Annotated in this window: 21 protein-coding genes, 1 tRNA gene and 1 other RNA gene; 17 read left to right on the top strand and 6 right to left on the bottom strand. The window is 63.5% G+C overall.

Annotation, left to right across the window (positions count from 1 at the left end; genetic code table 11):
* Window positions 1–358 precede the first annotated feature (358 nt).
* Together ATJ78_RS12780 and ATJ78_RS12775 are read right to left on the bottom strand one after the other, a co-directional pair.
* Window positions 359–694, bottom strand: coding sequence for a helix-turn-helix domain-containing protein (locus ATJ78_RS12780; RefSeq protein ID WP_098408593.1), 336 nt, complete (start codon window positions 692–694; stop codon window positions 359–361).
* Window positions 691–1,740, bottom strand: coding sequence for a tyrosine-type recombinase/integrase (locus ATJ78_RS12775; protein WP_098409375.1), 1,050 nt, complete (start codon window positions 1,738–1,740; stop codon window positions 691–693). The genes ATJ78_RS12780 and ATJ78_RS12775 overlap by 4 nt, the downstream gene beginning before the upstream one ends.
* 238 nt (window positions 1,741–1,978) lie before the next feature.
* Here ATJ78_RS12775 and ATJ78_RS12770 point away from each other — a divergent pair, with 238 nt between their 5' ends.
* Genes ATJ78_RS12770 through ATJ78_RS12745 form a run of 7 tightly spaced genes read left to right on the top strand, consistent with a single transcriptional unit; the run spans window position 1,979 to window position 6,022 of the window.
* Window positions 1,979–2,743, top strand: coding sequence for a TadA family conjugal transfer-associated ATPase (locus tag ATJ78_RS12770; RefSeq protein ID WP_342744798.1), 765 nt, complete (start codon window positions 1,979–1,981; stop codon window positions 2,741–2,743).
* Window positions 2,740–3,612, top strand: a complete 873-nt coding sequence (locus ATJ78_RS12765) for a type II secretion system F family protein (protein WP_245836318.1) — start codon at window positions 2,740–2,742, stop codon at window positions 3,610–3,612. The genes ATJ78_RS12770 and ATJ78_RS12765 overlap by 4 nt, the downstream gene beginning before the upstream one ends.
* The gene (locus ATJ78_RS12760) at window positions 3,600–4,541 is read left to right on the top strand and encodes a type II secretion system F family protein (RefSeq protein WP_098408591.1); all 942 of its coding nucleotides are present in this window, start codon (window positions 3,600–3,602) and stop codon (window positions 4,539–4,541) included. Before ATJ78_RS12765 ends, ATJ78_RS12760 begins: the two co-directional genes overlap by 13 nt.
* Before the next feature lie 33 nt (window positions 4,542–4,574).
* A complete protein-coding gene (locus tag ATJ78_RS15980) occupies window positions 4,575–4,748 on the top strand; it encodes a hypothetical protein (RefSeq protein WP_169923457.1) in 174 nt (57 codons plus the stop codon).
* Window positions 4,748–5,149: a TadE/TadG family type IV pilus assembly protein gene (locus tag ATJ78_RS12755; protein WP_245836317.1), complete on the top strand. Its 402-nt coding sequence runs from the start codon at window positions 4,748–4,750 to the stop codon at window positions 5,147–5,149. The genes ATJ78_RS15980 and ATJ78_RS12755 overlap by 1 nt, the downstream gene beginning before the upstream one ends.
* Complete coding sequence (locus ATJ78_RS12750; protein ID WP_098408590.1) at window positions 5,124–5,591, top strand: TadE family protein; 468 nt, start codon at window positions 5,124–5,126, stop codon at window positions 5,589–5,591. Before ATJ78_RS12755 ends, ATJ78_RS12750 begins: the two co-directional genes overlap by 26 nt.
* A complete protein-coding gene (locus ATJ78_RS12745; RefSeq protein ID WP_098408589.1) occupies window positions 5,588–6,022 on the top strand; it encodes a pilus assembly protein TadG-related protein in 435 nt (144 codons plus the stop codon). The genes ATJ78_RS12750 and ATJ78_RS12745 overlap by 4 nt, the downstream gene beginning before the upstream one ends.
* Here the strand turns inward: ATJ78_RS12745 and ATJ78_RS12740 are convergent.
* A complete protein-coding gene (locus ATJ78_RS12740) occupies window positions 6,008–7,261 on the bottom strand; it encodes an MFS transporter (RefSeq protein WP_098408588.1) in 1,254 nt (417 codons plus the stop codon). The genes ATJ78_RS12745 and ATJ78_RS12740 overlap by 15 nt on opposite strands.
* A 59-nt stretch (window positions 7,262–7,320) precedes the next feature.
* Between ATJ78_RS12740 and prfB the strand changes: the two genes are divergently transcribed.
* From prfB to ssrA, 5 genes are all read left to right on the top strand, one after another.
* A complete protein-coding gene (prfB, locus tag ATJ78_RS12735; protein ID WP_098408587.1) occupies window positions 7,321–8,427 on the top strand; it encodes a peptide chain release factor 2 in 1,107 nt (368 codons plus the stop codon).
* Window positions 8,428–8,500: 73 nt separating this feature from the next.
* The gene (ftsE, locus tag ATJ78_RS12730; RefSeq protein ID WP_098408585.1) at window positions 8,501–9,457 is read left to right on the top strand and encodes a cell division ATP-binding protein FtsE; all 957 of its coding nucleotides are present in this window, start codon (window positions 8,501–8,503) and stop codon (window positions 9,455–9,457) included.
* Window positions 9,454–10,374: a permease-like cell division protein FtsX gene (gene ftsX / locus ATJ78_RS12725; protein WP_098408583.1), complete on the top strand. Its 921-nt coding sequence runs from the start codon at window positions 9,454–9,456 to the stop codon at window positions 10,372–10,374. Before ftsE ends, ftsX begins: the two co-directional genes overlap by 4 nt.
* Window positions 10,375–10,451: 77 nt before the next feature.
* On the top strand, window positions 10,452–10,928 hold the full coding sequence (smpB, locus tag ATJ78_RS12720; RefSeq protein ID WP_098408581.1) for an SsrA-binding protein SmpB: 477 nt from the start codon (window positions 10,452–10,454) through the stop codon (window positions 10,926–10,928).
* A gap of 137 nt (window positions 10,929–11,065) precedes the next feature.
* Window positions 11,066–11,436: a transfer-messenger RNA gene (gene ssrA / locus ATJ78_RS12715) on the top strand.
* A gap of 71 nt (window positions 11,437–11,507) precedes the next feature.
* Here ssrA and ATJ78_RS12710 read toward each other — a convergent pair.
* The gene (locus ATJ78_RS12710; RefSeq protein WP_098408579.1) at window positions 11,508–12,308 is read right to left on the bottom strand and encodes an inositol monophosphatase family protein; all 801 of its coding nucleotides are present in this window, start codon (window positions 12,306–12,308) and stop codon (window positions 11,508–11,510) included.
* A gap of 114 nt (window positions 12,309–12,422) precedes the next feature.
* Between ATJ78_RS12710 and ATJ78_RS12705 the strand changes: the two genes are divergently transcribed.
* The 3 genes from ATJ78_RS12705 (at window position 12,423) to ATJ78_RS12695 (ending at window position 15,658) form a co-directional block, all read left to right on the top strand.
* Window positions 12,423–12,498: transfer RNA gene (locus tag ATJ78_RS12705), tRNA-Lys, on the top strand.
* Window positions 12,499–12,724: 226 nt separating this feature from the next.
* Window positions 12,725–14,203 (top strand): helix-turn-helix transcriptional regulator, encoded by a 1,479-nt coding sequence (locus ATJ78_RS12700; RefSeq protein WP_098408577.1) that lies wholly within the window; start codon window positions 12,725–12,727, stop codon window positions 14,201–14,203.
* An 84-nt stretch (window positions 14,204–14,287) separates the two neighbouring features.
* Window positions 14,288–15,658 (top strand): glucose-6-phosphate dehydrogenase, encoded by a 1,371-nt coding sequence (locus ATJ78_RS12695; RefSeq protein WP_098408575.1) that lies wholly within the window; start codon window positions 14,288–14,290, stop codon window positions 15,656–15,658.
* A 23-nt stretch (window positions 15,659–15,681) separates the two neighbouring features.
* Here ATJ78_RS12695 and ATJ78_RS12690 read toward each other — a convergent pair whose 3' ends face one another.
* Both ATJ78_RS12690 and ATJ78_RS12685 read right to left on the bottom strand, forming a co-directional pair.
* On the bottom strand, window positions 15,682–16,173 hold the full coding sequence (locus ATJ78_RS12690; protein ID WP_098408574.1) for a hypothetical protein: 492 nt from the start codon (window positions 16,171–16,173) through the stop codon (window positions 15,682–15,684).
* 122 nt (window positions 16,174–16,295) lie between these two features.
* A complete protein-coding gene (locus tag ATJ78_RS12685; RefSeq protein WP_143741419.1) occupies window positions 16,296–16,580 on the bottom strand; it encodes a hypothetical protein in 285 nt (94 codons plus the stop codon).
* 141 nt (window positions 16,581–16,721) lie between these two features.
* On the opposite strand from ATJ78_RS12685, the gene ATJ78_RS12680 reads away from it, so the two are divergent.
* Window positions 16,722–18,263 carry an alpha,alpha-trehalose-phosphate synthase (UDP-forming) gene (locus ATJ78_RS12680; protein WP_098408570.1) on the top strand — a complete coding sequence of 514 codons (1,542 nt, stop codon included), beginning with the start codon at window positions 16,722–16,724 and terminating at the stop codon, window positions 18,261–18,263.
* Window positions 18,260–19,069, top strand: a complete 810-nt coding sequence (otsB, locus tag ATJ78_RS12675; protein ID WP_098408568.1) for a trehalose-phosphatase — start codon at window positions 18,260–18,262, stop codon at window positions 19,067–19,069. The genes ATJ78_RS12680 and otsB overlap by 4 nt, the downstream gene beginning before the upstream one ends.
* Window positions 19,070–19,079: the final 10 nt, after the last annotated feature.

Here is a 19,079-nt window from a genome sequence, read left to right as displayed (position 1 = left end):
CGGATCTGGCGTTTCGTTCGCAGCGGGAGCAGCGACGTCCGCCGCTCGGCGTCTTGTGCGGCATGCGGACAGCACGGCCGCACGACTCGCACGTCGGCAGGACAACCCGACTCGCGCCCTCGGCGACGAGCGCGTGCGCAAGGTCCTGAACCGTCACAGGCACATTCGCGTGACGTCCTTCGAGAACTCCGGGTTGCTTGAGGAGAGCGAGCTCGAGCAGGCGTTGCGTGAGCGGCACCGGAGCGACCGTGCTCACGATCTCAACGAGACGTTCCGTCGGGATCTCGATCGCGACCCACTGGATGAGCATCACGACCTCTGCGACACGCGGCTCCTGCGGCGGCTTGGCCACGACGGTCTACTTGGTGCGTGGACGGCGGATGGTGGCGCGAACGGGCCTGAGATCGCCGATCGACCCGCGAGTCGCTTCTTCGCCCACGGCGATCGGGGCCGCGGCCTCGCGGCGGGTGATCGTCACAAGATCGTCGAGGGAGCACTCCAGCGCGTCGCAGAGTGCGGCGAGGACGTCGAGACGCACCCGTTGCGGCGGTTGCGTCACCAGCCGATAGACCTGCTCTCGGGAGAGGCCGATGCCGCGCTCCTCAAGCAGAGGTCTCAGCTTGGAGGTCTGGAAGATGCCGCGTGACGCCATCACGCTGCGCAGGTTCCATCCGGTCTCAAGTTCAACGGTCATTCCGCTTCTCCTTCGATGAGGGCCTTCAATGCCTCTGCAAGCACCCGGTTCTTGTAGTCCGAACTGACGGAGGCGTAGATCGACGTCGTCGACGCGTGCATGTGCCCGACCTGCTCCTGCACGAATCGCTCGGCGTAGCCGAACTCGAGCAGGTGCGTGACGTAGGAATGCCGGAGGCTGTGCAGCGTCAGATCCTTCGACAGGCCGGCCTCGTCCCGCAGTTCCGCGAACCTCCGGTCGAGATAGCCGGCGGACAGGCGGGTGCGTCGCTCGGTCACCCAGAGCGCGTCGAGGTCGTCACCGGGCGCAAACCGTTCCCGGGCCTGTTCGAGCCACTGCTGCATGCCCGGCACCCACCAGTCGAACTCCGGCACCAGCAGCACTGTGCGACGACGAGGAGCGCCGCCGCCAGCAGCCTTCGCCCACCGCACGTGGATCGCACCGTAGCGTCCCCATTGGCGCATCTTGGCGTTGTGGTGCAGGTCGACGGTGTCGAGCATCACCACCTCGGTGCGGCGCAGCCCGAACGCGTAGACCGTCTTCAGCAGCTGCGCGTCCCGCAGCGCCCCGAGCGCGCCTTTTCGTCCCGAGCTCACGAGCAACTCAACCCGGGCGTCAGCGGTGTCGAACAGGCGCTCCACCTCGTCGTAGGTGAACGGCCGGCGCTTTCCGTCGCCCTCGAACTCAAACCGATGCGCGACCGTGTTCCATGGCAAGCACACCTGCGACGGGATCTCGCCGAACTCCCGTTCGCAGATCTCCATCCAGTCGTACAACGGATTCGTCAGGTAGTCGCAGAACCCGCGGATTGCGCCATGGTGGTGACGCAGAGTGGACAGCGCCAGCCTGCGATCGGTGGCTTCCCTTGTGAACTCGTCAACGTCAGCGACCGTCCACTTCCACGGCGGCTTGTCCGCGAACTCCCGGAAGCGGGCCACCGTCGCCACGCGGTTCTGGATGGTCTGCTCACGGAGCCCTCGCGACAGCTGCTGATTCCGCCAGCCGTCCATCATCGCGTCGAAGACCTGCTGCTCCGGGTTCGCCAAAGCGACGTTCGACGCCGAGGTGAGCAGTCGAAGTGCGGCTGGAGAGCTCCCAAAATCTTGCATTAGATGCAACAAAGTATGGGATAGCGCATCACCGAGTCAAGTCGGATCTTGGGAGGCGCGTGATCTCGCTGTTAGGGTCAGAGCGGACCAGCCCGACCGAGACCAATAGTCCTCGTTTGCAAGTGTCAACAGTTGCATTCGCTGCAACATGCGAGGGTTCGTGACCCGCAGGCACATGGCAGTCAACATCCGCAAGTTCACGACGCGCATCAGGACGCTCGGTGACCTTGTCGCGCGCGACGCCCTCACTCGCGAGGCGTCGGAGTTCTTGGCACGGAGTGTTCGCGTCGGGTGCAACGTTCTCGTGTCCGGCGCGACCCAGGCGGGCAAGACGACGCTGCTCGGTGCGCTTCTGAACTCCGTGGCGCAGTCGGAGCGCATGATCACGGTCGAGGAGACGTTCGAACTCGACGTGACAGCAGCGGATGTCGTGGGGATGCAGTGTCGCCAGCCGAGCCTCGAGGGAACAGGCGAGATTACGCTTCGACGTCTCATCAAGGAATCGCTGCGCATGCGCCCTGACCGCATCGTCGTGGGCGAGGTCCGCGAGGCAGAGAGCCTCGATCTGCTCATTGCGCTGAACTCGGGAGTTCCCGGCGCCTGCACGTTGCACGCGAACTCTGCGGACGACGCCCTTCGAAAGTTGTGCACGTTGCCGTTGTTGGCCGGTTCGAACATCGACGCCGCGTTCGTCGTTCCGACGGTCGCGTCGTGCATCGATCTCGTTGTGCATTGCTCACGTGACGCCGGGGGAGTGCGACGGGTCGTCGAGATCGCCGCTCCAACCGGACGAGCCAGCGACGGACAGCTCGAATCGACGACGATCTACCGACGCACCCGTGAGGGCTTGACGGCAACAGGTGCGGTACCGGAACGGCAGGACAAGTATGCCGCGGCTGGCATCGACGTCGCTGAGCTCGTCACCCGGGGTGCCGCGTGATCGCCATTGCGTTGGGAGCTCTGGTCGGCCTCGGGGGAGTGCTGATCGTCGTCTCGATGGTCTTCCCCCACACGACGATCCTGCCGAAGCGGACGACGCAGGGACGCCTGGCGCGCGAACTTCGAACTCGGTTGTCGCTCTCAGGGCTCGGAATGGTTCCTGTTCCGGCGTTCATCGTCGCGTGCGTTCTACTCGCGGGAGTTGCCGGGGGCATTGTCCAGGCCATGTTCGGAATCGTCGTTCTCACTCTTCTCGCAGCACTCGGCGGCGCGCTCACGCCGCTTCTCATCGTCACCTGGCGCGCGAGAGCGACTCGACGCACGCATCGCATGTTGTGGCCCGACGTCGTCGACCACCTGGTCTCGTCAATTCGCGCCGGAACCGCCCTTCCCGAGGCCGTCGCCCAGCTGGCCGATGCGGGCCCGGACGCACTGCGCGCATCGTTCCGCGGGTTTGCCCGCGACTACCGCACGTCCGCGTCGTTCGGCGGCGCCCTCGATCGGCTCAAGAACGACCTCGGCGACCCCGTCGCAGACAGGATCATCGAGACTCTGAAGATGGCGAGAGATGTCGGTGGAACGGAGCTGCCGGGCGTTCTGCGAAGTCTCTCGGCGGCGATTCGCGAGGATTCGGGAATTCGCTCCGAAGTCGATGCACGACAGTCATGGGTCCGCAACGCAGCGAAGCTCGGCGTCGCGGCGCCCTGGCTCATCCTGTTTCTGCTCGCCTCTCGTCCTGAAGCAGCGGCCGCGTACAACTCGCCGATCGGCATCACCGTCATCGTTGCCGGGGCCGTCGTCTCTGTCGTCGCCTACCGTTTCATGCTCGCTCTCGGGCGGCTTCCCGAAGAGCGGAGATGGTTTCGTTGACGGAATACGTCGGACTCGCGATCGTGCTCGGTTGCCTTCTCGGCACGGGACTCTGGTCGATGACGGCTGCGATGCCTCGATTGAGAGCGCCCCGCCTCTCCGAGAGAATCGCCCCCTACCTTCTCGACATCTCAGACGAGGCGCGTCAAATGACGCAGCGTCGCGTCGCCGATCCACTTCCCGTCCTCGGCAGGCTTCTCGGCCCGTCCATCAGTCGTGCAGCGAACCTACTCTCCGCGACACTCGGCGGCAACGTCTCCGTGGCGAAATGGCTCGCGCAGTCGGGGTCGCCCCTGACGGTGCAGCAGTTTCGCGCGCGTCAGGTCCTCGCTGCGAGTGCCGGGCTCGTCGTGGGCATCGGATTCGGCGTTGTGCTTGTGCAGAATTCTCGACCAATGGCTGCCGTCGCGATGCCGATCGTTCTCGCCGTCACGGGAGTCATCGCCTGCGACCTCGTGCTGCGACGCCGAGCCACCACGCGCGTGTCCCAGATCAGCGAGGAGGTGCCGACGGTCTTGGAATTCCTGAGCTTGTCCCTGTCTGCGGGCGAAGGCATCACCGACGCACTGCGCAGAATCGCGAGGGTGGGCTCAGGCGAACTGAGCGTCGAGCTGCGGCGGGTGCTCGTCGATACATCAGCGGGAGTGCCTGTTGCCGACGCGCTGACAACGTGCGCGGGACGTGTCGACTCGCCATCGCTGACGCGCGCGATCGAGCAGATGTGCGCGGCCATGGAGCACGGATCGCCGATTGCTCAGGTTCTGAGAGCGCAAGCGCAAGACGCGCGGGACGACCTGAAGCGAACGCTTCTTGAGGCAGCAGGGCGCAAGGAAGTCGCGATGCTCGTGCCGCTCGTACTGCTGATCCTGCCGCTGTCGATCGCGTTTGCGCTCCTTCCCGGAATCTTCGTTCTGCGCGCAGGGTTCTGACCGACCTTTACCACTCGCGAAAGCGAGGAGAAAATGAAAACACTGAAAAGAAGAATGCTCGACGTGACGGACGAGACCGGGGATGTTCCGGGCTGGGTTCTGATCACGTTGATGACAGCGGGTCTTGTCATTCTGATCTGGGGACTGGCCGGACCGGCCTTGAGCGCGATCTTCGAGCAGGCCATTGCAAAGGTCACCGGAATGTGATGTCGGCTGCACTGAGTCGCAGGATTCGCGACGACAGCGGCTCCGCCGTCGCAGAGTTCTCGCTCGTCGCCGGGCTGCTCACCGTGCTCACACTGAGCGTCATACAGCTGGGCTTGGCTCTCCTCGTGCGCAATACGGTTCTGGATGCCGCTGCCGAGGGCGCTCGAACGGCGGCGCTCGCAGATACCACCCGTGCCGACGGTGCAGAGCGAACCCGACAGCTCATCACGACCGCGATCGGCGAGGGCTACGCGGGCGATATCGACGTGTCGTATGAAACGTGGAATGGACAACCGTGTGCCGAAGTGACGGTGACGACAACACTTCCCATCATCGGTCTCGTGGGAATCGAGCATGGCTTGGAGGTATCGGGGCATGCCGTTCGCGAAACGTTGGACTGACGCGCTTGGCGATGAGCGTGGTTCGTCGTCTCTCGAGTTCATTACCGCGGGGCTCATCCTGCTCGTTCCGCTTGTGTACCTGATCGTGGCGCTGTCTCAGATTCAAGGAAGCTCGTTCGCCGTGAGCGGGGCCGCCAAACAAGCGGCTCGGGTCTTTGTGCTCGCTGAATCTGCGGACGACGCACTGGCCCGCGTCGAAACGGCCGTACACATCAGCCTTGCCGATTTCGGCGTCGAGAGCGATGACGCGCACGTCGTCATATCGTGCGACTCCGGCTCGGGGGCAGAGTGCCTCGAGCGCGGTGAGATCGTCACGGTGACCGTCACCGCGAGAGTTCCGCTTCCTCTGGTCCCCGACGTTCTCGATGTCGATTCCGCAGCGAGTGTTCCCGTGCAGGCGACCGCCGTGCAGAAAGTCTCGCGATTCTGGGGTGCGCCATGACCCGTCGGCCCGACGACGAAGGATCAACGCTGATCCTCACGATCTTCTACGGCGCGCTGTCACTGCTGCTGATTCTGATCGTGGCGGCTGCCACATCGCTTTATCTGGAGCGACGGCAGCTCTTCGCCATCGCCGACGCTGCATCGCTCGTCGGCGCGGAGGCGTTCTCTCTCGCTGAGGTGACAACAGAAGGCGGAGCTCCCGAGCTCTCTCTCGCACCAGACGATGTCGATGACGCGGTCACCGCCTTCCTCGAGGATCCAGCGTTCGACGACGTCGAAGGACTCACAATCGAGAGGGCGACAAGCCTAGATGGCGTGAGCGCGACAGTCACGGTGTCGAGCTGGTGGAGACCGCCCGTTCTGACGCTTTTCGTTCCGGAGGGCATCAGGGTCGAGGCGACGAGCGTCGCTCGCTCAGTCTTCGACTGACCGCCGCGCATGCTGTGGATCGATGTATCGCGGGAGCCATGTCGCCATGACGGCGACACCGACGACGGCGACGCCGCTCAAGCTACCCGCTGCGACAGCAAGTGATGCTGCCCCCGTAATACCCGCGATGAGCAGCGGACTCGTCGCGGCGCCAGCATCCGTGACGAATCTCCACGCGCCGAGAAACGGGGCGGGATCTCGTGGGCCGGCGAGGTCGGCTCCAAGGGTCATCAGGATGCCGCTGCTCATGCCATTCGCAACGGCAAGCAGCCCGGCGGCGATGCACATCCAGATCACAGCTGTCGGCGCGCCGTGTGTGAACGCGAGTACGGCCAAGCCGGCGCCGAGCCCGATCAGCGGCGGCAGCGCGCCCCACAGGCGACCGTACGTGTCCATGATGTGTCCGCTCACGTAGAAGAGTGCAAAATCCACCGCACCGGCGAGTCCGATGATCAACGCGGTAGCTGCTTCGTCGACACCGAGGCTCACAGCCCAGAGAGGAATGATCACCGTTCGCGCGGAACGCAACGCCGAAAGGATCGCTGCACCGACGCCGACCGTGCCGAGGACGCGCCGGTTCTGGCCGATCGTCGAGACGATTCCGGAGCTGCGCCGTTCCCGAGCAGCCGCGGGCTCGCCGCTTCTCCGGCGCGATCGAAAGAGCTTCTCAGGGTCGGGAAGCACGAGGAGCACGATGGCCGCGCTCAGGCAGAACACGACCATCGTCCAGTACACGCCGGCCATGCCGCCCGTCAGGTGAATGATCGGCGCCGAGACGAGAGGGCCGACGAAATGTCCGCAGCGGAAGACGCCGCCGAGCAGAGACAGGGAGCGGGCACGGTAGCGCAGAGGGACGTATGTCGTCATGAATGCGTGGCGCGCGAGCGCGAACACTGCTGTCGCCAGTCCGAGCACGAACACGCCGATTCCGAGCACTGCAGGGTTCGGCGCGAGCATGATCATCACGGCGGCGACAAGCGCCACCGCGACGGCGAGGATCATGGCCGTACGTTCGCCGATGCGGCTCACGAGGACGCCGCTGGGAATATCACCGATCAGCTCACCGATCTTGAGCATCGCAGCAATCGTGCCCGCGATCGCGATCGTTGCGCCCAGCCCGGAGGCAGCTGCGGGTATCAGAGGTATCAGGGCACCTTCACCGATACCGAACAGCAGCGTGGGGAGGTAGACGGCGGCGGCGACCGTACGCAGTGAGAACCCGGATTCGTCGGCGGCCATAACGGGCTCCAGCATAGTCTCGGGCGTCGACGTGGGCGGCACTGTAGTGTTGAGACACGATGCTAGAGCTCGATTTGAGCGCGGAGATCGCCGCGCTGCGCACAACCTTCTCCGATATTCGCACGGTTCTCGATGTCGACAAGCTGACAGCTGATATCGCCAGGCTGAGCGAGGAGGCGGCCGCACCGGACCTGTGGGACGACACCGATCGCGCGCAGCAGGTGACGAGCCGGCTCAGCCATGCTCAGAGCGATCTCGCACGCGTCAAAAGCGTCGAGCAGCGCATCGACGATCTCGAAGTTCTCACGGAGCTCGCCAACGAAGCCGGCGACGAAGAATCAGCCGACGAAGCCCGCGCCGAGCTCAGCGCGCTGCAGAAGACCATCGCCGATCTCGAGATCCAGACGATGCTGAACGGCGAGTACGACGCCCGGCCGGCGGTCGTCACCATTCGTGCGGGAGCCGGCGGGGTCGACGCTGCAGACTTCGCGGAGATGCTGCTGCGCATGTACGTGCGGTGGGCGGAGCACCACGGGTATTCGGCAAAGGTCTTGGACACGAGCTACGCAGAAGAAGCGGGCATCAAGTCCGCCACGTTCGAGGTCGACGCGCCATACGCGTTCGGAAAGCTGTCGATCGAGGCCGGGACGCACCGACTCGTTCGCATGAGCCCGTTCAACTCGGCCGGAAAGCGCCAGACGAGCTTTGCCGCTGTCGAGGTGATTCCCCTCATGGAGGAGGCGACGGAAGTCGATATTCCCGACACCGACATCCGCATCGACGTCTTCAGATCATCCGGGCCCGGCGGGCAATCGGTGAACACCACCGACTCGGCCGTACGCATCACGCACGTCCCGACCGGCATCGTCGTCTCTATGCAGAACGAGAAAAGCCAGATTCAGAACCGTGCGGCGGCGATGCGCGTGCTGCAGTCACGTCTTCTGCTGATGCAGCGCGAGCAAGAAGCCGCGAAGAAGAAAGAACTGGCCGGGAGCATCACGGCAAGCTGGGGAGACCAGATGCGCTCGTACGTGCTCGCGCCCTATCAGATGGTCAAGGACCTCCGCACGGAGTTCGAAGTGAACAACCCCAGCAGCGTCTTCGATGGAGACCTCGACGGGTTTATCGCCGCTGGAATTCGCTGGCGCTCCATGAAAGATGCATAAACAGCTGAATCACGGATGCTGGGGCGAGTCGCTCCACCCGTTGGCGCACCGTCTGCTTAGGCTCTAAAGCGTCATGATTCGATTCGACACGGTCACCAAAAAATACGCTGGCAATCCGCGGCCGGCGCTGAACGGCATTGACCTTGAAGTTCAACGCGGCGAGTTCGTGTTCCTCGTGGGCGCGTCAGGTTCGGGCAAGTCAAGCTGCCTGCAACTGATCCTGAAGGAGCAGCGGCCCTCTAAGGGGTCCGTGCATGTTCTCGGGCACGACCTGGGATCGATTTCGAACCGAAAGGTTCCGTACTTTCGCCGCAACCTCGGTGTCGTGTTTCAGGACTTCCGTCTGCTCACCACAAAGACGGTGTTCCAGAACGTGGCGTTCTCGCTGCAGGTGATCGGCAAGTCGCGCGGGTTCGTGCAAGAGGCGGTTCCCGATGTGCTCAAGCTCGTCGGCCTCGATGGCAAGGGCGGCCGCATGCCCCATGAGCTCTCGGGCGGTGAGCAGCAGCGTGTCGCCATCGCACGTGCAGTCGTGAACAAGCCGCAGATCCTTCTTGCTGACGAGCCGACGGGAAACCTCGACCCGGCAACGAGCGCGGGCATCATGCAGCTGCTTGAACGGATCAACGGAAATGGCACGACCGTGGTCATGGCGACGCACGAAGCAGCAATCGTCGACCGAATGCGCCGTCGAGTTGTCGAACTCGTCGACGGCCGAATCGTGCGCGACGAGACAAAGGGCGGATACGGAGACACCGCGTCGATCATCGATATCACGCCTCTTCCCGATCGTGGCGAGCAAGCAGCGAAGGCGAGAGAGGAAGCCGAAGAAGCGGCTTCGACCCCGGACACGCACTCGGTTGCCGTTCCCGTTACCGTCGAATCGGTACCTGATACCGATCCCGACGCTCCGCGTGCGTCGGCAGAGCACGACGACACCTCGGAGCACCTGTCGCTTGTCGACAGGCTTGGGCTCCGTTCGGCGAACCGCTCCAACGACGATGAGCAGAATGTGGGGCCGACCACATGAGACTCAATCTTGTTCTGTCCGAGGCCCTCAACGGACTGCGGCGCAACGCCTCGATGGTGATCTCGGTCATTCTCGTGACGTTCATCTCACTCACTTTCGTCGGTGCCGCTGCTCTCATGCAGATGCAGATCGGCCAGATGAAGAATTACTGGTACGACCGGGCGCAGGTCGCGATCTACATGTGCACAGAGACCGACGCAGCCGTTGACGCGGCGTGCGCGGGAGGTGCGGCGACAGAAGAGCAGCTTGCAGACGTCAAGGCGCAGCTCGAAGACGAAACGCTCGCTCGGTACATTCAGGAGTACTACTTCGAAGATCACGAACAGGCGTATGAGAACTTCGCTGAGCAGTTCGAGGGCAACGAGATGACGGAGCTCGTCACCCCGGAGCAGTTCAACCAGACGTACTGGGTCAACCTCAAAGACCCGTCGCAGTCCGCCGTCCTCATTGAAGCGTTCTCGGACACGCCTGGCGTCGAGTCAGTGACCGATCAGCGTCAGTATCTCGACCAGATCTTCAGCGTTCTCAATATCGCGAGTTATTCGGCCATCGGCATCGCGGGGCTCATGCTCATTGCCGCGGTGCTCCTCATCGCGACCACCATTCGGCTCTCGGCGTTCTCGCGACGCAAGGAAATCGGCATTATGAGGCTCGTGGGAGCGTCGAACCGCTTCATTCAGACCCCGTTCATCTTGGAGGGCGTGTTCTCGGCCGTCATCGGTTCGATCATCGCCGGGGGAGCAGTGGTGGCGCTCGTGCATTTCTTCGTGCAGGGGTATCTTGCCCCGCGAATGCTCTTCATCAATTTTGTCGACGTTGGCGACTCGCTCCTCGTCGTTCCGCTCCTCGTCCTCATCGGCATCCTTCTTGCCGCGTTGAGCGCGAATTTCGCGATCAAGCGATACCTCAAGATCTAGTCGCGCGCTGATACACTTGTGGGCTGCCTGAGGGGCAGCATCACCCTGATCACCACCGGACGACCTTGGAGAAGACCGTGTCGAAGGAACGAGGCGAGAAAGTCGTCGCGACAAACCGCAAGGCGCGCCACGACTACCTCATCGAGGACACGTACGAGGCCGGGTTGGTTCTCTGGGGCACCGAAGTGAAGGCCCTCCGGGAGGGGCGTGCCTCGCTCGTGGACGGCTACGCCTACATCGACAACGGCGAAGCATGGCTCGACGCCGTTCACATTCCCGAATACACGCAGGGAACGTGGACGAACCACTCACCGCGGCGCAAACGAAAGCTTCTGCTTCACCGTCAGCAGATCACCCGCATCAGCCACAAAATTGCTCCCGGCGGCTACACGCTCATTCCACTGAAAATCTACTTCTCCGACGGACGTGCGAAAGTCGAAATCGCGGTTGCGAAGGGCAAGCGCGAGTACGACAAGCGCCAGGCGCTGAGGGAGAGGCAGGACAAACGCGAGGCTGAGAGAGCCATGGCGCTGCGTAATCGCCTGGGGGAGTGACACCCTGTTGCGCGGGGAATGAATGCCGCCGGACGCGTGTTATTCTATAAAGCTGCATCGTTTCGATGCACGACCGGCACCGTCCGAATTGACAAGTAAACAGCGTGTGATGTTGGTCCGCTCACGTGAGCGCGCATGGGGATGATCGGTTTCGACACTGCCTGTGAGACCGCGAGAAGCGGGCCGAGGATCCGGGGTTATCTCGTTAACGCTCCCTGGAAACCAATAAGTGCCAACTCAAAGCGCACTGACTTCGCCCTCGCTGCCTAAGCGAGCCCGATAGTCCGTCAGACCGTGGCTGTTCCCGACACGGACCCTGGCGTCATCTAGGGGACTTGCTGCGCGTCGTCGCCTGAGCGACGTGCGGGACTTTTCTCAGGCTGGGCCCGTCGACTTAGATGCCTGTGGCAAAGGTCGGGGCCGAGTAGAACGTCTGACACAGGCTACGCCCGTAGAAGGCGTGGAATCTCAGCAGTGGACGGGGGTTCAATTCCCCCCATCTCCACCATCGACCAGCATCACACGCTGCTTGCTCACGACGAAGGGCCGTCCGCAGGGCGGCCCTTCGTCGTTCGGCGGTCAGGACCCGGTATGAGAGTGCTCGATTCGGGCAACGACAGCCTCGTGAAGCAGCCCATTGGTCGCGAGACTGCTGCGCTGTGAGATGCTCTCGCTGCCGTCGATCGCGCTGAAGCGTCCGCCCGCCTCTTCGACGATCACGGCAAATGGCGCGATGTCGTACTCCTTTACGTCGAATTCTGCGACGACGTCGACAAGCCCCTCTGCGAGGAGACCGTACGACCACATGTCGCCGTACGCGCGATCTCGCCAAACGGCGCCCGAAAGATCGAGGAGCGAGTCAAGATAACCGGCGTCGCGCCACTGGCCTATACTCTGAAAACTCAGCGAGGCGTCGCCGAGGTCGGCGACGCCGGAGACCGACAGGCGGCGCGGCTCAGTCTCGTTTTCGGCCAGCCAGGCGCCGCTGCCGCGCGCAGCCCACCACCGTCGGCGGAAGGCGGGGGCGCTCGCGACACCCACGACGGGCGTGCCGTCGATGGCGAGAGCGATCAGCGTCGCCCAATTGGGCACACCACGCAGAAAATTCGCTGTTCCATCGATCGGATCGATGATCCACTGACGACGAGTGCTTCCCTCGGTGCCGAACTCTTCACCGAGGATGCCATCGTCAGGCCGCTCGACAGTGAGAAGCCCCCGCAGCGCCTCCTCGACGGCGAGGTCGGCGTCAGTGACGTGTGTACGGTCGGGTTTCGTGGAGATAGTGAGGTCTGCAGCGCGAAAGCGCGCGAGCGAGATCGCGTCTGCAGCATCCGCGAGAGCAAGGGCCAGCGTCAGGTCATCGGAGAGAGAAGCGGTCACGTCCCCACCCTACTGTGCGGCGTGTCGTTCGTGAGCAGTGCTCGATTGGCGCGCACGGCGAGAAGAGTGCTAATGTTGTCCCTCGGTTCGGGGTTTATCCTGATCCACGTTCTTGCACCTCTAGCTCAATCGGCAGAGCAACTGACTCTTAATCAGTGGGTTCTGGGTTCAAGTCCCAGGGGGTGCACCACACCGCGAGTCCCGCAACCAGAACAGGTTGCGGGACTCATTCATTGCAGGACGCTACACCGCGCGTGCTGGAACCGCCACGTCAGGAACGTGCTCACTGACGGTGTACCGCGAGTACGCGAGCGTCGTGAAGAACGGCGGGAACTCGTCCTTATTTTTCGCACGCGGCCGAGAAGATTTCGACTCTTTCTATTGTGTAGAAGCACTGGCGCTGTCACTCTGGTGAGATGAGCCCGCTGCAGAACACCGTGCCCGACGACGAGAGCATGCTTGACACGCTGACCATCGGCAGGCGCATCCGGAAGCTGCGTCTGGAACAGGGCATGACTGTGGAATCCCTCGGGGCCAAGATCAGCCGGGCCGCATCGCAGATCTCGGTCATCGAGAACGGAAAGCGCGAGCTGAAGCTCGTCGAACTCCATAAGCTCGCTCGTGCGCTGGGGACGACGCTAGACGGCCTCCTTCAGCCAGAGCCGCTGTCGCGCCGCGACGAGCTCGAGATCGCACTTGAGCGGGTGCAGCGGGGTCCGCTCTACCAATCACTGCACCTTCCCCCGCTTCCCATTCGCAAAGGCCTCAGCGACGCCGCGATCGAGACGATTCTTCGCCTTCATGGCGAGCTGGAGCAGCTGCATACCCAACGGGCGGCGACGCCGGAGGAGGCTCGGCGAGCGAATACGGAGCTTCGGGCGGAGCAGAGGCAGCGCGACAACTACTACGAGAATCTTGAGCGAATCGCCGCTGACCTGCTCTCAGCGATCGGGCACAGCGGCGGTCCGCTGTCGCAGCGGGCAACGGCGGAGCTCTCGGCGCATCTCGGATTCACCCTTCACTACGTGGCAGATCTGCCCGTCACCACGCGAAGCATCACGGATCATCGTCACCATCGCATCTACCTGCCCGTGCGTCAGACGGGCACCGACCCGCGGTCGGCTCTGCTCCAGGCGATCGCGGCCTATGTTCTCGGGCAGCCCGAACCGCAGGACTACGGCGATTTGCTGCGACAGCGCGTTGAGACGAATTATCTTGCCGGCGCCCTTCTCGTGCCCGAGATGAGCGCTGTCGATTTTCTCTCACGAGCGAAGAACGCGCGTGAGCTCTCTGTCGAGGATCTTCGGGATCATTTCGCTGTCGGATATGAGACTGCTGCGCATCGGTTCACGAACCTGGCGACGCGGCACCTCGATATTCCCGTTCACTTTCTCAAGGTGCACTCGAGTGGTGTCATTTCGAAGGCGTATCAGAACGACGACGTGCAGTTCCCTGCGGATCCCCTGGGTTCCGTCGAGGGCCAGCGCGTGTGCCGCTGGTGGAGCGCGCGCCAGGTGTTCGATGTCGAGGATCGTCTCAGCCCTTACCAGCAGTTCACGGATAAGCCGGTCGGCACGTACTGGTGCACGTCGAGTATCCAGTCGGCGCCCAACGGTGACTTCTCCGTGAGTGTCGGCACGCAGTTTGCTCACGTCAAGTGGTTCAGAGGCAGAGACACGCGTCGACGTCTCACCTCCCGTTGCCCCGATCCGACGTGCTGCCGGGAGCCCTCGCGGGACTCATCGACTTACTGGAATGGCCAGGCGTGGCCGAGCGCTCGTTTGAACTCGTCGCTGCTTGCCGCAATGCCCGACGGCTCGACCAGCGGCATCGACAAGGTAGATGTCTACGAGTTCCTTGACCGTCACGCCAGCACTCACAGCACGCGCGACTGAGCTGCGAAAGGCTCGAGTTCTCACACTGCGGCGGCCTCGCGCTACCCCCTTGCACGATTCGGACTCGGGAGTATCGTCGCTGTCATGACGACGCCTACGACACTCATCCTTTTCGGTGGCAGCGGCGACCTCAGTTCGCGGCTGCTCCTTCCGGCTCTCGGCCAGCTGCTGACTGACCGCGCCGACATCAGAGTTCAGCTCATCGGTGTCGGCGCCGACAGCCTGAGCGACGACGAATGGTCCGATCGCGTCAGGTCGTCGTTCGACACGACAGATTCGTCGGGGGAAGCCGTCGATGCACTCCTGAGTGAGACCACGTACATCGAGGCGGACGTCACGGATGCCGACGCGCTCTCTGACGTGCTCAGCAAGGCCGAGGGAGCTCCGGCTGTCTATTTTGCACTTCCGCCTCACGTGACGGAGAAGGCGTGCGTTGCCTTGGAATCCGTCGATCTGCCCGAAGGAACGGTGCTGGGCATGGAGAAGCCATTCGGAAACGATGCCGAATCGGCGCACAGGCTCAATCAGCAGCTGCTTCGGCTGGTCCCCGAGGAGCAGGTTCACCGTGTCGACCACTTCCTCGGGCAATCGACGGTCCTCAACCTTCTCGGGCTGAGGTTCGCCAACCGCGTGTTCGAGCCGCTCTGGAACCGCGACCACATCGACAGTGTGGGGATCGTCTACGACGAGCAGCTGGGTCTTGAAGGACGCGCAGACTACTACGACTCGGCGGGAGCCCTCGTCGACATGATTCAGAGTCACCTTCTGCAAGTGATGTCGATCTTCGCCATGGAACCGCCGCATTCGACGGATGCTGTCGACCTCCGCGACGCGAAGTCCACGGTGCTTCGCGCCACGCGCGTGTGCGACGGTGACCCCGTCGCGTCGAGCCATCGTGCACGGTACACCGAGGGAACCGTCGGCGATCGCCATTTCCCCTCATATGTAGACGAGCCCAATGTCGACCCATCGCGCAAAACGGAGACTCTGGCGCAAGTGACATTCGAGATCGACAACTGGAGATGGGCGGGTGTTCCCTTCACGCTGCGGTCGGGAAAGGCCATTGGAACGCGACGGCGCGAGATCATCGTGCGCTTCAAGCCCGCGCCTCACGTTCCGGGCGGGCTGTCGGGAAGCTCGGACGCCGATGTGCTGCGAATCGCTCTCGGTCCGGACGGCATGGCCCTGGAGATGAACGTGAACGGGCCGGGAGACCCGTGGGAGCTTGACCGTGTCGAGCTGTCGGCGGAGTTTGGGGCGGGCCAGCTCAAGGCCTACGGCGAAGTCCTGGAGAGCATGCTCAATGGCGATCCCTCGCTGTCTGTGCGAGGGGATGCCGCCGAGCAGATGTGGCGCATCGTCGCCCCGGTCATCCAGGCGTGGCGTAACGGCGAAGTGCCCCTCGACGAGTATGCGACGGGGTCGGAAGGCCCGGAGGACTGGCCGAAGGTCTAGATCGGCGCCGATCTCCGGTCGGTTCAGGCGCGCCGTGCCTCATCTGCGGTCGAGCGTGGGGTGACAAGGCGCGGGTCAACGTGATCCGGGTCGTGACGCTGCGGATCTGCCCATGTTGCAATCGTCGTCAGTTCAACGCTGATCTGCTCGGCCTCGTCAAGGCTGCGCGGGACCGGCCGCAGCAGCTCGCGGATTCCGCTCTCCGTCGGTGTCTCCGACGGATCTTCGTCGGTGGTCTGCGCGCGGTTCGGCGGTGACCCCAGAACGACAGAAGCGATCTCCTTGGCGAGCAGAATCGTCGACATCGACGAGAAGATGCTGTCGTCGGCAGCATCGTCGGGATTCCGGCGTACGAGAGACCACGTACCGTCGGCGCCCATGAACTGCTCGAGGCGTTCGTGCACGGCTTCGAAGAGTTGTTCTTCTGAAATTCGTATCGTGCCGTCGGACGCCGAATCAGGAAGCGGCGCGGGCGCTGGCTCGGCCTTGCGGTGGCGACGGCGTAATCCGAACATGATCAACTTCTTCCAGGATTGACTCCAGAGGCGAGTCAAGTCTCACCCAGAAATGCCCGTAATCACGGGGGACACGCCGACATGACACTCCTTCGGGGGGAGCGCGTGCTCAGGGGCGATAATCAGATGCTCAGCGTGACCTTGCGCGCTTTGGCCGCCTTCTTCTCGGCCTTCTTGGCAGCCTTGCTCTGGTCGTCAGCGTCTGGGTCGATCTCGCCGCTGGCGATTCGTCGCTTCTTCTCGGCGTCTTGTGCGACAGCGCCGAACGACAGAGCGACCGAACTGAGCCATCCCAGCCAGAGCAGCAAGAGCCGCCAGTCGCGCTTGCTGCCGCGTGTCGACTGGAGAAGACCCCACCCGCTGAAGATCGATCCGAGCACCCCGCTGTTGAGGAGGTATTTGCGCATTCGCATCCCTTTCTGCCACGGCCAGTCGTGCTGATGCCTCAAGCCTACGGGGCAACCAGCGTGGGAGCGACCCCTCGGTGCCATCGGCTCGGTCATGCGAAGTCATATGATGAGGCGGCGCCGGCGCTCGCTGATACGCTGATGAGACACCGGATCGCTGAGCCGGAAAGGGGACGCATCGTGGCATCGACCTCTCAGAAGACGGCCGAGTTTGACTTCGTCGTCGTGGCAAATCGCTTGCCCGTCGACTCGGTGACCGGGCCGGACGGCTCGCAAATGTGGCGTCTGTCTCCCGGTGGTCTCGTGACAGCGCTCGAGCCTGTCATGCAGGGGGTCGACGGCGCCTGGATCGGCTGGCCCGGGTCGGCGAACGGCGACCTTGAGCCCTTCGAGCACGACGGCATCAAGATGGAGCCCGTCACGCTCTCGGAGCTCGACGTTGAGTATTACTACGAGGGCTTCTCGAATGACACGCTGTGGCCTCTGTACCACGACGTGATCGCGCAGCCGACGTATCACCGTGAGTGGTGGGATGCCTATCGCGAGGTCAATCAACGGTTCGCGGATCGAGCGATATCCATCGCGGCCGAGGGGGCGACCGTGTGGGTGCACGACTACCAACTTCAATTGGTGCCTGGCATCCTGCGAGAGGCGCGACCCGACCTCACAATCGGGTTCTTCAATCACATCCCGTTTCCCGCATACGGGCTCTTCGCTCAGCTGCCATGGCGCAAGCAGATTGTGCGCGGCCTGCTCGGAGCCGACGTCATCGGCTTTCAACGCTCCGCCGACGCCAGCAACTTCTCCCGCGCGGTCCGCAGGCTCTTCGGCTTCGAGACGAAGGGCACGCGCATCTGGGTGCCGCACGACGCGTCGCAGGACGACGTCGCAGGTTCGCCCCCGTCACGCAAAGGCCTTCCCGTGCGCCGGGTCGTCGCGCGCCACTTTCCGATCTCCATCGACTCTGCGGCCTACGCACGCCTGGCAGAGAAGCCCTCAGTCATCGCGAGGGCCAAGCAGATTCGAGAAGACCTCGGCAATCCGAAGACGATCATGCTCGGCGTCGACAGGCTCGACTACACGAAGGGCATCCGGCACCGCCTCAAGGCCTACGGCGAGCTCCTGCGCGAGGGCCGCATCGACGTCGAATCGACAACGCTGATCCAGGTGGCGAGTCCGAGCCGCGAACGAGTCGGCACCTACATCGCCCTGCGTGATCAGATCGAGCGCACCGTCGGCCGGATCAACGGCGACTACGGCACGATCGGCCACTCGGCTGTCGTGTATATGCATCACGGCTATCCGCGCGAAGAGATGGTGGCTCTCTACCTCGCCTCTGACGTGATGCTTGTCACCTCTCTGCGCGATGGCATGAATCTCGTGGCCAAGGAGTATGTCGCTGTACGCGCGGACAACGACGGCATCCTCATCCTGAGCGAGTTCACGGGGGCGGCCGATGATCTGAAGCAGGCGCTGCTGATCAACCCGCACGACATCGACGGCGTGAAGAACACGATGATCCGCGCGATCGAGATGTCGACGGCAGAGCGGAGGCGCCGCATGCGTGCCCTCCGCCGCCGCGTTCTCGAGAATGACGTGGCGAAATGGTCGGAGGCGTTCCTCGACGAGCTCGAGCACAATTCAACCGCGAGGAGCGGTTCTGAGAACGGAGGCGCACAATGACTCAGTCTGCTCACGTTTTCGATGGACTCCCCGGGCCTCTGCTCGACGCGCTGCGTGTGCTCGCGAGAACGCCGCAGCTCACCGTCGCCCTCGACTTCGACGGTGTTCTCGCTCCGCTCGTCGACCGGCCGGGCGATGCTCGCGGCGACAGCAACAGTCTCAAGGCGATCGCAGATCTCGTCGAGCTCTCGGGAACGACAGTCGTGCTGGTGTCCGGACGCTCGCTCGACAACCTCCGCACGGTCAGCGGCTCGCCTGGCAATGTACTCCTCGTCGGATCGCACGGAGCGGAGTACGACATCGGCGATGGTCAGGCGGGAATGTCTCTCACGGCTGAGGAGAAGCGTGCTCTCACTGAGCTGCAGGGCGCGATGCGCGACGTCGTGTCGCGGCATCCTGACGCCCGTCTCGAGTACAAGCCAGCAGGAGTCACGCTCCACACGAGGGGAGTGAATCCGGATGCTGCACGGGCGGCGCAGCGCGACGCGTCGCGGACCGTCAGCGCGGCCGTGCCGGGCGTGACGCACCGATCGGGAAAAGACGTTCTCGAGTTCTCCGTCGTTGCGGCGACGAAGGGCGATGCGATGCAACGGCTGAGGCTGCACACCGCGGCTACAGCGATGCTCTACGCCGGAGACGACATCACAGACGAAGATGCGTTCGCGGCGCTCGAACCAGGGGACCTCTCGGTCAAGGTGGGCGAGGGCTCCACCGTCGCGTCGCACCGCGTGCACGGAACGCCCGAGGTCGCGCAGATGCTGCGCGTGCTCGCCTCGGACCGTCGCAACCACCTGCTCGGCGCATAACGCGCGGGTT

The organism is Paramicrobacterium agarici (genome assembly GCF_002563955.1).
GTDB lineage: Bacteria > Actinomycetota > Actinomycetes > Actinomycetales > Microbacteriaceae > Paramicrobacterium > Paramicrobacterium agarici.
The sequence above is the reverse complement of the archived record's forward strand: the minus strand, read 5'-3'. Positions and strand labels throughout refer to the sequence as shown.